Origin of the sequence: Pseudomonas sp. ANT_J12 (assembly GCF_008370045.1) — a bacterium.
Taxonomy (GTDB): Bacteria; Pseudomonadota; Gammaproteobacteria; order Pseudomonadales; family Pseudomonadaceae; genus Aquipseudomonas.
The window spans coordinates 67,282-81,959 of record NZ_VOBN01000007.1 but is presented as its reverse complement, the minus strand read 5'-3'; the positions used below and the strand labels follow the sequence as shown (position 1 = coordinate 81,959).

Genomic DNA, 14,678 nt, shown 5'->3' with positions numbered 1-14,678 from the left:
TTCAGCGTCTGGACTGTGATTGTGAGGCATGGTGCGCGGCAGTAGGTTTGAAGAATCTGCCGCCGGAGAAACGACCATGCCCGAGTACAAAGCTCCCCTGCGCGACATGCGCTTCCTGATCGACCACGTCTTCGACTTTCACAGCAACTACGCCGCGCTGGGCGCTACCGATGCCAGCCCGGACATGGTCAACGCGATCCTCGAAGAAGGCGCGAAATTCTGTGAGAACGTTCTGGCACCGCTTAATCGCAGCGGTGACGAAGAAGGCTGCCATTTCGACAACGGCGTGGTGACAACGCCTACAGGCTTCAAGCAAGCCTTCGCACACTATGTCGAGGCGGGCTGGCACGGCCTGGCGGCTGATCCGGTTTACGGCGGTCAAGGCTTGCCTAGCTCACTGGGCCTGGTCATCAGTGAGATGGTCGCCTCCAGCAACACCTCCTGGGGCATGTACCCTGGCCTGACCCACGGTGCAATGTCAGCGATCCACGCCCATGGCACCGAGGAACAAAAACACACCTACCTGAGCAAACTCACCGCCGGCCAGTGGACCGGCACCATGTGCCTGACCGAAGCCCATTGCGGCACCGACCTGGGCATCATCAAGACCCGCGCGGTGCCCCAAGCCGACGGCAGTTATGCGATCTCCGGCAGCAAGATCTTCATCTCGGCCGGCGAACACGACATGAGCGACAACATCATTCATTTGGTGTTGGCCAAGTTGCCGGACGCGCCGGCCGGGACCAAGGGCATTTCGCTGTTTATCGTGCCCAAATTCCTACCCGATGCTGACGGCGAAGCGGGCGAGCGCAACGGCGTTTCCTGCGGCTCCATCGAACACAAAATGGGCATCAAGGCTTCGGCCACCTGCGTGCTCAATTTCGACGACGCCAAGGGCTATTTGATTGGTGAAGCGAACAAGGGCCTGAACTGCATGTTCACCATGATGAACCATGCGCGCCTGGGCACCGGCATGCAGGGCTTGTGTCTGGGTGAAGCGAGCTTCCAGGGTGCGATCAAATACGCCAACGACCGCCTGCAAATGCGTTCGCTGACCGGCCCGAAAGCCCCGGAAAAAGTCGCTGACCCGATCATCGTGCACCCGGACGTACGACGGATGTTGCTGACGATGAAGGCCTTCAACGAAGGCAACCGGGCGCTGACCTATTTCACCGCACAGTTGCTGGATATCGCCCACCTGAGTGCGGACGCCACGGCGCGCCAGGAGGCCGAGGACTTGCTGGCGTTCCTGACGCCGATCTGCAAAGCCTTCATGACCGACACCGGCCTGGAAGTGACCAACCACGGCATGCAGGTGTTTGGCGGCCACGGTTTTATCCGCGAGTGGGGCATGGAGCAGCTGGTACGCGACTGCCGGATTGCGCCGATCTACGAGGGCACCAACGGCATTCAGGCACTGGACCTGCTGGGGCGCAAAGTCCTCGGCAGCCAGGGCAAGCTGCTGCGCGGTTTCACTAAAATCGTCCACAAGTTCTGCGCGGCCAACGCCGAGCATCCGCAGTTGGGTAGCTTCGTGGCGCAGCTCAACGAGTTGAATCAGCAGTGGGGCGAGGTGACGACGAAAATCGGCATGGCTGCGATGAAGAATGCGGATGAAGTCGGCGCGGCGTCGGTGGATTACTTGATGTACAGCGGTTACATCATCCTCGGCTATCTGTGGCTGCGTATGGCGCTGGTGGCTCAAGCGCAGTTGGACGCGGGCAGCGGTGATGCGGATTATATGCGCGGCAAACTGGCGACCTGCGAGTTCTATTTCAAGCGATTGCTGCCACGCACTGCTGCACATCGGGCGGCGATCGAGGCGGGGAGTGATTGCCTGATGAAGTTGCCGGCGGAGTTGTTTGCGCTGTAGTCGTTTTTTAAGAGCTTCGCGGGCAAGCCTCGCTCCTACAGATCCTCGCCGTGCGCAGACTTCGCGAACGATAGAGAACCTGTAGGAGCGAGGCTTGCCCGCGAATGCGTTTTGTCAGATACACGCTGATGACTAAACATTACAAATCAGTCATGAGCTGACCCTATGTGTCGTAAAAGTTGTTGGGTTACACTCGAACCCAACGAAAGCACAATTCCTACGAATCACCCGTTTAGATCCTGCGAGGTTTGCCATGGCTGACTACAAAGCGCCCCTGCGCGATATGCGCTTCGTCCTCAATGAAGTTTTTGAGGTCGCCAAACTCTGGGCCGAGCTGCCGGCGCTGGCGGATACCGTCGATGCCGAAACCGTCGAAGCCATTCTCGAAGAAGCCGGCAAGGTCACCAGCAAAAGCATCGCGCCCCTGAGCCGTGCGGCTGACGAAGAAGGTTGCCATTGGGCGGACGGTGCCGTCACCACGCCGGCAGGTTTCCCACAGGCTTATCAGACTTACGCTGAAGGCGGTTGGGTCGGTGTTGGTGGCGATCCGGCCTACGGCGGCATGGGCATGCCCAAGGCTGTGTCGGCCCAGGTCGAAGAGATGGTCAACTCCTCCAGCCTGTCGTTCGGTCTGTACCCGATGCTGACCGCTGGCGCCTGCCTGTCGATCAACGCCCACGCCAGCGACGAGCTGAAAGCCGCGTACCTGCCGAACATGTACGCCGGCGTCTGGGCCGGTTCCATGTGCCTGACCGAGCCGCACGCCGGTACAGACCTGGGGATCATCCGCACCAAGGCCGAACCTCAGGCCGACGGTTCCTACAAAGTCAGCGGCACCAAGATTTTCATCACGGGTGGCGAACACGACCTCACCGAAAACATCATCCACTTGGTGCTGGCCAAACTGCCGGACGCACCGGCCGGTCCGAAGGGCATCTCGCTGTTCCTGGTGCCGAAGTTCATGGTCAATGCCGATGGCAGCCTGGGCGCGCGTAACCCGGCGAACTGCGGTTCGATCGAACACAAAATGGGCATCCAGGCGTCCGCGACCTGCGTGATGAACTTCGACGAAGCCGTGGGTTACCTGGTCGGCGAGCCGAACAAAGGCCTGGCGGCGATGTTCACCATGATGAACTACGAACGTCTGGGCGTCGGTATCCAGGGCCTGGCCACCGGCGAACGCTCGTATCAGAACGCCGTCGAATACGCCCGCGATCGTCTGCAAAGCCGTTCGCCGACCGGCGCGCAAAACAAAGACAAAGTCGCTGACCCGATCATCGTCCACCCGGACGTGCGTCGCATGCTGCTGACCATGAAAGCCTCGAACGAAGGTGGCCGTGCGTTCTCGACGTACGTGGCGATGCAGTTGGACACCGCCAAGTTCAGCGAAGACCCGACCACCCGCAAGCGTGCGGAAGATCTGGTTGCTCTGCTGACGCCAGTGGCCAAGGCCTTCCTGACCGATCTGGGTCTGGAAACCACCGTGCATGGCCAGCAAGTGTTCGGCGGCCACGGTTACATCCGTGAATGGGGCCAGGAACAACTGGTTCGCGACGTACGTATCACCCAGATCTACGAAGGCACCAACGGTATTCAGGCGCTGGACCTTGTAGGACGCAAGATCGTTGGCAGCGGCGGGGCGTTCTACAACCTGTTCGCCGACGAGATTCGTCACTTCACCGCGACCGCCAGCGCTGATCTGGCGGAGTTCACCAAGCCGTTGAACGACGCGGTGACTACCCTCGATGAGCTGACTTCGTGGCTGCTGGACCGGGCGAAAAACAACCCGAATGAAATCGGCGCGGCGTCGGTCGAGTATCTGCAAGTATTTGGATACGTTGCCTATGCCTACATGTGGGCATTGATGGCCAAGGCGGCCTTCGGCAAAGAGGCGCAGGACGATTTCTACGCGAGCAAACTTGGCACCGCGCGGTTCTATTTCGCCCGTCTGCTGCCGCGGATTCACTCGTTGAGCGCGTCGGTGAAGGCCGGTAGCGAATCGTTGTTCCTGCTGGACGCCTCGCAGTTCTGACGATGTAACGTCATGTAAGCATTCTCTTACATGACGTGCTGCTGTTTTCCCATATGCGCCGATTGGATCCAGAGCTAATCTACTTCACATGGACGTCGCGCAGGAAGCGCAAAGCAACAACACGGACACGTAGGATTCTGCCAGGACGGCGGAGTGAAATGGATGTCAGGGAAACAGTCTGCAAAGCCCCGCTTCGGCGGGGTTTTCTTTTACCTGCAGAAAAGTGCTCAGGTCATTGTCACCGGGCCGTTCAAGCGGTCATCGGGCCCATTCAGTACTTCTTCCAGCAATGTCTGCAACAGCGCCAGCGAGGCTTGTTGCCGTTGCACATCTCGACACACCAAGCCGACTTTCAGCGGTACGCGCGGCTCGGTCAGTGGTTTCCACAGCAGTTCATGGTTGCCGAGGGCTTTTTGCGAGCGCCCGGGCAGCACCGTGGCCAGTCGGGTATGGGGCAGGCTGTCGAGAATCCCCGCCATGTTATTCAGCTCAGCTTGCACTTGCGGACGCCGGCCCAGGTTGGCCAATTGCGTCTGCCAGATCTGTCGTAGCTGAAACTCTTCGCCCAACAGCAGCATCGGCAATTCCGCGGCCTGGCTCATGGAAACTTTCTTGAATTCCCGCAGCGGATGATCCGCCGGGATGACAAGGGTCAGTTCATCTTCGTACAGCATCACGCCATGCAGCCCTGGCTGACGCGGCGGCAAATAGCTGATGCCGATGTCCAGGGAACCGTTGAGCAAGCGCCGTTCGATCTCTAGGCCGGTCAACTCATAAATCTGCACCACCAGATGCGGCTGCGCCTTGCGTACCCGTTCGAGCATCTGCGGCACCAGGCTGCTGTGCACAGTCTGCAACACGCCAATGGCCAGGGTGCGCAGTGCCTGCCCTTTGAAGTTGCCTAGCGCTTCCCGTGCCCGTTGCAGACCATCGAGCAGGGGCAAGGCGTGGTTGTACAACGTGTGCGCCGCCAGAGTCGGCAACAGGCGTTTGCTGCTGCGCTCGAACAGGCTCACATCGAGGTTCTGTTCGAGGTGACGGATCTGTTGCGACAGCGCCGGTTGGGAGATGGACAGTCGCTCCGCCGCCCGGCCTACATGGCCTTCTTCGTAGACCGCGACGAAATAACGCAGTTGTTTGAAATCCATAAGTAATACTTATCGAAAATGCTGTGAAATCGAAATGGCTCAGCGCCGTGCCTGAGCCTAGTCTAACCGCATTCATAAGGCTTACAGGGCCAGAACGAGCAATGAATACCGTTTGCAGCGATGGTGTTTACATAGGAAAGACAAAAAACCTCAAACGGGGCTTTTTGCGATGAATCTGTTTAATTTGCGACGTAACCCACCCAGCCTGGATGACTTGGTTCTGGGCGTTTCATTGCCCTCTCACAGTGACAACCTTTCCAGCGAGTGCCTGATGCCCAGCGTCGAGCGACCACAACAGATTTTTGTCCGGGGCCAGGGCTCGTGGTTGTGGGACAGCGATGATCGCGCTTATCTGGATTTCACTCAGGGCGGCGGCGCCAACAGCTTGGGCCACAGCCCATCCGTGCTGGTCAACGCCATTTCGGATCAGGCCCGGGCACTGATCAACCCCGGTTTCGGCCTGCATAACCGCGGCATGCTCAACCTCGCCGAACGCCTCTGCGCCAGTACCGGCAGCGACCAGGCCTACCTGCTCAACAGTGGCAGTGAAGCTTGCGATGCGGCGATCAAGTTGGCTCGCAAGTGGGGCCAACTGCATCGTGGCGGCGCTTCGCGGATCATCGTCGCCAACAAGGGTTGCCATGGTCGTAGTCTCGGGACGATTTCGGCGTCGGACAGTTCGAACCTGACCAACCGATTCGAGCCGCAGTTGCCCGGTTTCAGTCATGTCCCGTTCAATGACCTGCCAGCGTTGCATGCCGCGGTAGACGCCCGGACTGTGGCGATCATGCTCGAGCCAATTCAGAGTGAGGCCGGGGTGATTCCGGCCGACGAGCATTACCTCAAGGGTGTCGAGCGTTTGTGCCGCGAACTGGGCATCCTGCTGATTCTCGACGAAGTGCAAACCGGGATTGGCCGCTGCGGCACCTTGCTCGCGGAACAATCCTACGGCGTACGAGCGGATATCGTTGTGCTCGGCAAAGGCCTGGGCGGCGGCGTGCCGTTGGCGGCGTTGCTGGCCCGGGGCAAGGCGTGCTGTTTCGACCTCGGTGAAATGACCGGCACCCATCACGGCAATGCGCTGATGACCGCGGCTGGCCTCGCCGTGTTGGGCAGCGTGCAGGACCACGGATTTCTCGATCATGTACGCCAGACCGGTCAACACCTTCGCGAAGGCCTCCGGCGCCTGTCCCATCGCTACGGCCACGGCGAATTGCGCGGGCAAGGCCTGCTTTGGGGGCTGAGCCTGTCCGACGATTCAGCAGACGCGGTAGTCAAAGCGGCACTCCACGAAGGCTTGCTCCTCAACGCGCCACAACCCGATTGCCTGCGCTTCACCCCGGCCCTCACCGTCAGCAAAGCCAACATCGACGAAATGCTGCTGCGCCTGACCCGAGCGTTCTCCCGAGTGCGCACCGCGCAATTGCAGTGCCGCAAAGGGATTGCCGTCTGATCAGAGCCGTCCTACACGAATTCCCGAACCGTCTCGCGGTAATAACGCATCGCCCCATGCCTGATTCTTTTGGTGTGGGGCGTTTTTTTTGTCTCGGCGAAATGTTGGTCTGAAGAACCGCACTGAACCCTGACGAACGGAGCAGGTCGATTGGTTGTGTGGCTCGTACGAGCCAACTTCAAATCAGGAGCTGACCCATGGACTTTATTCGAATCATCATTGCCATTCTGTTGCCGCCCCTGGGTGTGTTTCTGCAAGTCGGTTTCGCCGGGGCGTTCTGGCTGAATATTCTGCTGACGTTGTGCGGGTATATTCCGGGGATCGTGCATGCGGTGTACATCATTGCCAAGCGCTGACATTTTCGGTGTCAGGTAGATAGCGTTCGCGGGCGGCGTTCCGACTTGCCCGCGAAGGGCGCGCCGCGGTTTCAATCGGCCAATTCCATCACCCGCCGATAAAACAACCACTCCTGTTCCAGCGCATGGGCCTGATTCCCCGCCTTGCGAAATCCATGACGCTCATCAGCGTAGTAGTGGGCCTCGACCAGAATGCCGTTGTCCTCCAGCGCCGTGACCATGTCGCGGGTCTGCTGTGGCACCACCACGGCATCCAGCTCACCCTGAAAGAAAATCACCGGCACTGCGATGTTGCGCGCATGCAATAGCGGTGTTCGCGCGGCATAACGTTCGGCGTCCTGACGCGGATCGCCAATCAACCAATCCAGATAGTCGCCTTCGAACTTGTGGGTTGCCTTGCCCAGTGCAACCGGATCACTGACGCCATACAGGCTGGCCCCTGCGCGAAAGACCTTGTGAAACGCCAGCGCGCAGAGGGTGGTGTAACCGCCGGCACTGCCGCCGCGGATGAAGGCCTTGTCGCCATCGATCAGCCCGCGTTCGGCGAGGTAAGTGACCACGGCACAGGCATCTTCCACATCCACATCGCCCCAACTCAGGTGCAGCGCCTGCCGATAATCCCGGCCATAGCCGCTGCTGCCACGGTAGTTGAGGTCGGCCACGGCGAAGCCGCGTTGCGCCCAATACTGGATGCGCGGGTCGAGCATCGGGTAGCAGGCCGAAGTCGGGCCGCCATGGATGAACACCACCAGCGGCGGTTTCGCAGCGCCGGTCATCGCCGGATAGAAGAAGCCATGGGCCTCCCCCGAACCGCTCGGGTAGCGCAGGGTTTGCGCACGGCTGATCTGCTCGGCGGGCAAGGGGGCAATGCCGCCGGCGAGGACGTTGACTTGCCGGGTGTTGCGGTCGATCGCAAGCACCGCCGAGGAGCTGATGGGCGAGGCGGCGATGCAGTAAATAAACTGCGTATCCAGTGCGAGACTTCGGAAACGGCTGTAGTTCCCGGTGAAATCCTCAGGGGCGTCGCCGCACAGACCCAGTCGGCCAAAGCCGCCTTCGGTCCAGCTCGCCAGATAAGCGTTTTCGCCAAGCGGTAACCAAGTGCTGCCACCGAGCTGCCACGGCGCGGGTCCGTGATCAGCCGCGGCGCTGGCCAGCGGGGTCAGTCCTTCTACGGATTCCATCCATGGCTGCCAGTAGCCGCCGCGATCAGTCAGGCAATACAAGCGGCCCGTGGCATCGAAACGGGGTTGTTGCAGCGACTCTTCAGCACCATCGCCGGCCACACAACGCGGCGGACCAAAGCCCTCGTTCTGGCGTTCGGCAACCATCAACCGGGTCGCGGTCCATGGCTGGTCCGGCCGGCTCCACTCGATCCAGGCCAAACGTTTTGTGTCAGGACTCAGCGTCGGCGCGGCATAAAAATCCGCGCCCTCGGCCAGCAAATGACGCACACCGTCCGCCAGGTCGATGGCCACCAATCGATGCTGATCGTGATGTTCTTCAACCGCCAACACCTGGCCATTGGCAAACTGCAGATCGCCATAACGGCACTCAGCCGACGTCAGCACCTCAGGCGTCTCACCGCTCAACGATTGCCGATACAACTGCTGGTTCGCCTCGTTGACGAAAACAATCCCGTCATCCGTCAGACAAAACGCCCCACCGCCATATTCGTACACCCGACTGCGCACACTAAACCCCAGCGGCGTCAGGCATTGCGCCTGGCCTTCGTGCCAATGCCAGATTCGGCACGCGGCATCCTCGGGCCGGTACTCGTTCCAGAACAAGCCATGGCGGCCGAGTTGCAACTCGGCGAAGTCGATACCGGCCGCGACGGCCCGGATGGCGCTGAAGGGTTCAGCTTTTGGCGATGAGGCGTGAGTTTCGTTCATTGCGAAAGGCCAGTTGTTCGATGGTTTGGGTCGCGTGCTCGGCTTCTTCGCGGGCCTTGAGAATCACGCCGTGATGTTCCGATTTGCTGCACACCGGATCGGCATTGCTGGCATCGCCCGTGAGCATGAACGCTTGGCAACGGCAACCGCCGAAGTCCTTCTCTTTTTCATCGCACGAACGGCAAGGCTCAGGCATCCAGTCGTAACCGCGAAAGCGGTTGAAGCCAAACGAGTCGTACCAGATGTGCTGCATGCTGTGGTCGCGCACGTTGGGAAATTGCACCGGCATCTGTCGGGCACCGTGACAGGGCAGGGCGGTTCCGTCCGGCGTCACTGTCAGAAAAATACTGCCCCAGCCATTCATGCAGGCTTTCGGGCGTTCTTCGTAGTAGTCCGGGGTGACGAAAATCAGCTTGCACGGATGCCCTTCGGCTTCCAGCTTGGCGCGGTATTCGTTGGTGATGCGTTCGGCGCGGACCAGTTGTTCCTTGGTCGGTAACAAGCCGACACGATTGAGCTGGGCCCAACCGTAGAACTGGCAGGTGGCGAGCTCGACGAAGTCCGCTTCGAGGGCGATGCACAACTCAATGATGCGGTCGATCTTGTCAATGTTGTGCCGATGGGTCACGAAGTTCAGCACCATCGGATAACCGTGTGCCTTCACCGCACGGGCCATTTCCAGCTTCTGAGCGAAAGCTTTTTTCGAGCCGGCCAGCAGGTTGTTCACCTGTTCGTCGCTGGCCTGGAAACTGATCTGGATATGGTCCAGACCAGCCTTCTTGAAGTCGCGGATTTTCTGCTCGGTAAGGCCTATGCCGGAGGTGATCAGGTTGGTGTAGAAACCCAGCTTGCGCGCCTCGGCGATCAGCTCGGCGAGGTCTTGGCGCACCAGTGGTTCACCGCCGGAGAAACCCAGCTGCGCCGCGCCCATCTCCCGGGCTTCGCGGAACACCTTGATCCACTGCTCGGTGCTCAGCTCTTTGCCCTGCTCGGCGAAATCCAGCGGATTGGAGCAGTACGGGCATTGCAGCGGGCAGCGGTAGGTCAATTCGGCCAGCAGCCACAGCGGCAGGCCGATGTCCGGTTTGGGCGGTAACTTGTCCGACACGGAATCAGGCAAGTTCGATCCAGTGCTCAGCACGGGCGACCTCCATGAATTGCTCGATGTCTTCACCGAGTTCAGGCACGCCGGGGAACTGCGCGTCCAGCTCGGCAATGATCGCTGCAACGTCACGCTCGCCGTCGATCAAACCACCGATCAGCGCGGCGCTTTCATTGAGTTTGATCATGCCTTCGGGGTACAGCAGCACGTGGCCTTTTTGCGCGGGTTCGTACTGGTAGCGGTAGCCCTGACGCCAGGTCGGGATCTTGCTGCGATCAAAACTCATAAGGTGATTCCTTTATGCCAGACCCGTTGCTCGGTCACGCTGTGATAAGGCGGGCGATTCAGCTCGTAGGCCATCGTCATGGCATCGAGCATGCTCCAAAGAATGTCCAGTTTGAACTGGAGAATTTCCAGCATGCGTTCCTGGCCTTCCCGCGTCGTGTAGTGCTGCAAGGTAATCGCCAGACCGTGCTCGACGTCACGACGGGCCTGACCCAGGCGAGTGCGGAAATACTCGTAGCCGGCCGGGTCGATCCACGGGTAATGCTGGGGCCAGCTGTCGAGGCGCGATTGGTGGATCTGCGGCGCGAACAGTTCAGTCAGCGAGCTGCTGGCGGCTTCCTGCCAACTGGCACGGCGGGCGAAGTTGACGTAGGCGTCCACGGCGAAACGCACGCCGGGCAGCACCAGTTCCTGGGAGCGCAATTGATCCGGGTCGAGGCCGACGGCTTGACCGAGGCGCAGCCAGGCTTCAATGCCGCCGTCTTCACCGGGGGCGCCGTCGTGGTCGAGCAGGCGCTGAATCCACTCGCGGCGAATCTCGCGGTCCGGGCAGTTGGCTAGGATCGCGGCGTCCTTCAGGGGGATGTTCACCTGATAGTAGAAGCGGTTGGCGACCCAGCCCTGGATCTGCTCGCGGGTCGCCCGGCCTTCGTACATCGCCACGTGATACGGGTGGTAGATGTGGTAGTAGGCGCCCTTGGCGCGCAGGGCGGCTTCGAACTCGGTGGGGGACATTGCGGTGTCAGTCATTTCGGTTCTCCGGGTAGGACCGGTGGGTTCTTTGGTGTCGGGTCTGACGTCTTCGCGGGCAAGCCTCGCTCCTACAAGGGATAGCGATCAACCTGTAGGAGCGAGGCTTGCCCGCGAAGGGGCCATTGGCTACAACACAATACCCATCCCGTCATACGCCACTTCAACCCCACGCCGATTCAGCTCCGCCCGCTCCGGCGAATTTTCATCGAGAATGGGGTTGGTGTTGTTGATGTGGATAAGCACTTTGCGCTGCTCGGGCAATTGTTCCAGCACTTCCAGCATGCCGCCGGGGCCGTTCTGCGCCAAGTGACCCATTTCCCGACCCGTGCGGGTGCCAACTCCACGACGCTGCATTTCATCGTCGTCCCACATCGTGCCGTCTACCAGCAGGCAATCGCTGCCGGCCATGATTTCCAGCAAAGGTGCGTCGACCTTGCCCAGGCCGGGCGCATAGAACAGCTTGCCACCGGTGCTGAGGTCTTCGACGATCAGGCCGATGTTGTCGCCCGGGTGCGGGTCGAAGCGGTGTGGTGAGTAAGGCGGGGCGGCGCTGCGCAGGGGCAGCGGGGTGAACCGCAGGTTCGGGCAGGCCGGTACTGTGAAACTCTGGTCGAGTTCGATGCGGTTCCAGTTCAGCCCGCCGTTCCAGTGGGTCAGCATGGTGAACAGCGGAAAACCGGTGCTCAGGTCTTCGTGGACCATGTCGGTGCACCAGACTTGATGCGGGCAACCTTCGCGCAGGCTGAGCAGGCCGGTGGTGTGGTCGATCTGGCTGTCCATCAGGATAATCGCGCTAATCCCGGTGTCGCGCAGGGCCCGGCCCGGTTGCATCGGGCTGAAGCCCTGGAGTTGGGCGCGGATGTCCGGCGAGGCGTTGCACAGCACCCAGTTCACGCCGTCATCGGAAATCGCGATGGACGACTGGGTCCGCGCCTTGGCGTTCAGGCTGCCGTCGCGAAAACCGGCGCAGTTCACGCAGTTGCAATTCCACTGCGGGAAACCGCCGCCGGCAGCGGAACCTAGAATCTGGACAAACATGGGCGCTCCATCATTTCAACGCTGAAAATAAAAACGCCTCGGCAGACCGAGGCGTTGCACAACGATACAAACTTAGCGGCTTGCGAAGTACATGGTGACTTCAAAGCCGATACGCAGGTCGGTGTAAGCAGGTTTGGACCAGGACATGGGAGTGCTCCTTTCAGGTGGTAGGGACAGTTGAGACCTATACATATAGTCCACCTCCAGTCGGAGATGTTCAGATAGTTAGGTGGCTATGTTACTCAAAATTACCGAGCGCTTGCCCGTGAAACTTTGAGAAAGCTAATTGCGGCGTTCGTAATGATCATTTTGCCGCTTGCCAGGGTGCGCCAGGGCAAGCGGTGTTGGCCAGGCAGCGCCAACCGCCTTCGGCGTTGTTCAGGCGTCGGGCGGCGGCGAGCAGTGCTTGTCGGTCGATCTTTAAAATTGCTTCAGGAAGTTGCGTCAGGTAATCCGACGAGTGGCCTGCAAGCTTGGCCTGCCACAGCCATTCGGCGGCCTGGAGGGTGGGCAACGTGGTGCTGTCGAATTGATCGGCGAGGGCTTGGCGTTGGGCGAGGTAAGTGGATGCCTCGATGCCGTCGGCCAGTCCGTTCAGGAAGTGTTCGATGTGTTTCAGCAATTCGGCAGTAGCGACATTGGGTGATTGCACACCCAACAGCAGCCCGGTCTGGCCGTTTATCTGGCGCAGACCGCTGAACACGGCGTAACCCAATTGAAGCTCGACCCGCAGGCGTTGGTAGAACGGCATCTGGCACAGGTGCGCCAGCAGGTGCCAAGCGGCCTCGTCAGAGATTTCCTGGGTGGCTGTCGGACAGAACAGCAGCAACGCGTGTTCGCTTGAATCGGTGTCGACGGTGTGCCACAGGTGCTGCGAGTTGATCGAGGGCGGTGGTGTCAGTTGAGTGTCCGCAACACCCGGGATACGACTCAGGGCAACGCCCATGGCGGCTTGGGTCTGGGCGGACAGGCCTACGGCGAGACCATCCCAACGGGCGCTCAACCAGAGTTGTTGCAGATCGGCTGAGACGGTGGCGTGTTCAAGGCAATGTTCGGGCAAGGCTTTGAGCAGTTGCCGGATCGGCATCAACCCAGGGTTTGTCGTTTCGGCTTGTGGGAAATCGGCATTCGGTTTTGTCAGAACGGTTAGCGCGTGCTCCAGGACGATTGGCATCGGCTCTTGCAGACCGGTCATTTTCAGCAGCCATTCATTGCCCGTGGCACTGAAGGAAAAATCGACACCGGCCTGGCGGGCGTCTTCGCGCAAGGGTTGCAGGCTGTGTTCCATGCCTGACTGAAGGCCGCTCTCAGGCTTCGACTCCAGCCGCCAGCGCACGTAAATCGCACCTTCATCAGTGTTCCCCGGTAACGCTTGGCTGAACTGCATCGGCGAGCGTTCACGACGACCACGGGACCGATCCTGGGCAAAGGTGCGCAAACCACGGTGGGCGCTGGTCTGGCCACGGATCAGTCCGGCATTGGCGAGCGGTTCTTCAGCGCGCAAAAACGGGTTAGGCGCCGGCAGTTGCCATTGGCCGGTGAAGTTATCCACAGCTCCGATTTGTTTCAGGATGTCCTTGAGGGCGGCCACGCCCTGTTCGGACAGCCGGGGTTCGAGTTGTTCACTGTCCCGTTGGGCCCGTTGCAGGGCGCTGCTGACCTGCTGTTGGCGTAGTTGCAGGGCCGCGTATTCGTCGCGCAGCCCGTTCCAGTCTTGTTGGGCGGTGAAGAACCCGAGCCAATCCATCAGTTGTTCACGGATTCCTGTTGTCTGGGTGGGCAGCTTGAATTCGATATGCAGCACGGCTTGCCCGGCGAACTGGTAAAGCGGGGTGGCTTTCAGGCTGTTGGCGCACCCGTTGTCTTGCAGCTTGGCCAGCAGCCCACCGGGTTTCGCGGCGTTCAGCCAATGGCACAGGAACTCCAGCGCTTGGGCTGACGAGCCGGGAAGCGCTTCGAAGGTAAACAGCAGATCCAGCCGACGTTCGCCGGCCTGTTGATAACTTTTGTCGGAAGCGTCCATCAGTGGAAGCGGCGATTGCTGTAGAGCTTTTTCACCCAGGGTCATGACGGCGCCGAACGCTTCGGCCATCGCCCTCAACTCATCAAGACTTTGCGGCCCTGCCAGACTCAACGTCATCTGCCCGGTCTGATAGAACCGCTGATAAAAGTCTTTCAACGCCTGCTGAAACTCAGGCTGCGGCACCGGCAGGCTATCTCGGTTGCCCGCATGAAACGCCCGCAATGGGTGCGCCCCGGATAGCCCATCAAACAAGGCCAGTTGCTGTTGCGCGGCAGCGTCCTGGGACCAGGCCACAAATTCCGCCTGCAACACCTCCCGTTCCCGCAACTGATCGTCCAGATTCATACACGGGTGAGCGAGCATGTCTGACAGACGCTCCAGCCCACCGCCAAATGCCTGAGGCGGCAACTCAAAAAAGAAGTCCGTGGTGCGTTCACTGGTGCGCGCATTCACCTGCCCGCCATGCCCCTGGACGTAGGCCATCAGCCCTTCGCCGGTAGGAAAGCGCTCGGTGCCGAGAAACAGCAAATGCTCAAGAAAGTGCGCCAGTCCGGGCCAGGCCAATGGCACGTCATGACTGCCGGCCGCGACCCGCAACGCCGCAGCGCTGCGCTTCAAATCCGGGGCATGGCGCAGCGTCACCCGCAGGCCGTTGGCCAGGGTTTCAGTGTGAGGGCGGGGGGGATTCAACGCAGGCATGAGCACTTCCAGAGCAGAGAA

The 14,678-nt window shown here is 60.3% G+C and carries 12 protein-coding genes; 4 read left to right on the top strand and 8 right to left on the bottom strand.

Features of this window, described 5'->3' with window-relative positions:
* Positions 1-76 precede the first annotated feature (76 nt).
* Entirely contained in the window at positions 77-1,873 is a 1,797-nt protein-coding gene (locus tag FQ192_RS16875) for an acyl-CoA dehydrogenase C-terminal domain-containing protein (RefSeq protein WP_149659593.1), read from the top strand.
* A gap of 253 nt (positions 1,874-2,126) precedes the next feature.
* Positions 2,127-3,905 (top strand): acyl-CoA dehydrogenase C-terminal domain-containing protein, encoded by a 1,779-nt coding sequence (locus FQ192_RS16870; RefSeq protein WP_149659592.1) that lies wholly within the window; start codon positions 2,127-2,129, stop codon positions 3,903-3,905.
* A 227-nt stretch (positions 3,906-4,132) separates the two neighbouring features.
* Here FQ192_RS16870 and FQ192_RS16865 read toward each other — a convergent pair whose 3' ends face one another.
* On the bottom strand, positions 4,133-5,053 hold the full coding sequence (locus FQ192_RS16865; protein ID WP_149659591.1) for a LysR family transcriptional regulator: 921 nt from the start codon (positions 5,051-5,053) through the stop codon (positions 4,133-4,135).
* 169 nt (positions 5,054-5,222) lie between these two features.
* On the opposite strand from FQ192_RS16865, the gene FQ192_RS16860 reads away from it, so the two are divergent.
* Both FQ192_RS16860 and FQ192_RS16855 read left to right on the top strand, forming a co-directional pair.
* Positions 5,223-6,506 carry an aspartate aminotransferase family protein gene (locus FQ192_RS16860; RefSeq protein ID WP_149659590.1) on the top strand — a complete coding sequence of 428 codons (1,284 nt, stop codon included), beginning with the start codon at positions 5,223-5,225 and terminating at the stop codon, positions 6,504-6,506.
* 197 nt (positions 6,507-6,703) lie between these two features.
* A complete protein-coding gene (locus FQ192_RS16855; RefSeq protein WP_007904205.1) occupies positions 6,704-6,862 on the top strand; it encodes a YqaE/Pmp3 family membrane protein in 159 nt (52 codons plus the stop codon).
* Positions 6,863-6,933: 71 nt separating this feature from the next.
* On the opposite strand, the gene FQ192_RS16850 is transcribed toward FQ192_RS16855, so the two are convergent.
* From FQ192_RS16850 to pqqF, 7 genes are all read right to left on the bottom strand, one after another.
* A complete protein-coding gene (locus tag FQ192_RS16850; RefSeq protein WP_149659589.1) occupies positions 6,934-8,757 on the bottom strand; it encodes a S9 family peptidase in 1,824 nt (607 codons plus the stop codon).
* Positions 8,723-9,865, bottom strand: a complete 1,143-nt coding sequence (gene pqqE / locus FQ192_RS16845) for a pyrroloquinoline quinone biosynthesis protein PqqE (protein WP_178129146.1) — start codon at positions 9,863-9,865, stop codon at positions 8,723-8,725. Before pqqE ends, FQ192_RS16850 begins: the two co-directional genes overlap by 35 nt.
* Before the next feature lie 4 nt (positions 9,866-9,869).
* Complete coding sequence (gene pqqD / locus FQ192_RS16840) at positions 9,870-10,145, bottom strand: pyrroloquinoline quinone biosynthesis peptide chaperone PqqD (protein ID WP_149659587.1); 276 nt, start codon at positions 10,143-10,145, stop codon at positions 9,870-9,872.
* Positions 10,142-10,894: a pyrroloquinoline-quinone synthase PqqC gene (pqqC, locus tag FQ192_RS16835; RefSeq protein WP_123410558.1), complete on the bottom strand. Its 753-nt coding sequence runs from the start codon at positions 10,892-10,894 to the stop codon at positions 10,142-10,144. Before pqqC ends, pqqD begins: the two co-directional genes overlap by 4 nt.
* Positions 10,895-11,023: 129 nt before the next feature.
* The gene (gene pqqB / locus FQ192_RS16830) at positions 11,024-11,935 is read right to left on the bottom strand and encodes a pyrroloquinoline quinone biosynthesis protein PqqB (RefSeq protein WP_149659586.1); all 912 of its coding nucleotides are present in this window, start codon (positions 11,933-11,935) and stop codon (positions 11,024-11,026) included.
* A 72-nt stretch (positions 11,936-12,007) separates the two neighbouring features.
* On the bottom strand, positions 12,008-12,082 hold the full coding sequence (pqqA, locus tag FQ192_RS16825) for a pyrroloquinoline quinone precursor peptide PqqA (protein WP_009045898.1): 75 nt from the start codon (positions 12,080-12,082) through the stop codon (positions 12,008-12,010).
* Positions 12,083-12,239: 157 nt separating this feature from the next.
* The gene (gene pqqF / locus FQ192_RS16820) at positions 12,240-14,657 is read right to left on the bottom strand and encodes a pyrroloquinoline quinone biosynthesis protein PqqF (protein WP_149659585.1); all 2,418 of its coding nucleotides are present in this window, start codon (positions 14,655-14,657) and stop codon (positions 12,240-12,242) included.
* Positions 14,658-14,678: the final 21 nt, after the last annotated feature.

What these genes read in the sequence shown, in the direction of transcription:
- pqqB (WP_149659586.1), bottom strand. Translation starts at nt 11,935, where the DNA reads ATGTTTGTCCAGATTCTAGGTTCCGCTGCCGGCGGCGGTTTCCCGCAG.
- pqqD (WP_149659587.1), bottom strand. Translation starts at nt 10,145, where the DNA reads ATGAGTTTTGATCGCAGCAAGATCCCGACCTGGCGTCAGGGCTACCGC.
- pqqC (WP_123410558.1), bottom strand. Translation starts at nt 10,894, where the DNA reads ATGACTGACACCGCAATGTCCCCCACCGAGTTCGAAGCCGCCCTGCGC.
- pqqF (WP_149659585.1), bottom strand. Translation starts at nt 14,657, where the DNA reads ATGCCTGCGTTGAATCCCCCCCGCCCTCACACTGAAACCCTGGCCAAC.
- FQ192_RS16860 (WP_149659590.1), top strand. Translation starts at nt 5,223, where the DNA reads ATGAATCTGTTTAATTTGCGACGTAACCCACCCAGCCTGGATGACTTG.
- FQ192_RS16855 (WP_007904205.1), top strand. Translation starts at nt 6,704, where the DNA reads ATGGACTTTATTCGAATCATCATTGCCATTCTGTTGCCGCCCCTGGGT.
- FQ192_RS16865 (WP_149659591.1), bottom strand. Translation starts at nt 5,053, where the DNA reads ATGGATTTCAAACAACTGCGTTATTTCGTCGCGGTCTACGAAGAAGGC.
- FQ192_RS16870 (WP_149659592.1), top strand. Translation starts at nt 2,127, where the DNA reads ATGGCTGACTACAAAGCGCCCCTGCGCGATATGCGCTTCGTCCTCAAT.
- FQ192_RS16875 (WP_149659593.1), top strand. Translation starts at nt 77, where the DNA reads ATGCCCGAGTACAAAGCTCCCCTGCGCGACATGCGCTTCCTGATCGAC.
- FQ192_RS16850 (WP_149659589.1), bottom strand. Translation starts at nt 8,757, where the DNA reads ATGAACGAAACTCACGCCTCATCGCCAAAAGCTGAACCCTTCAGCGCC.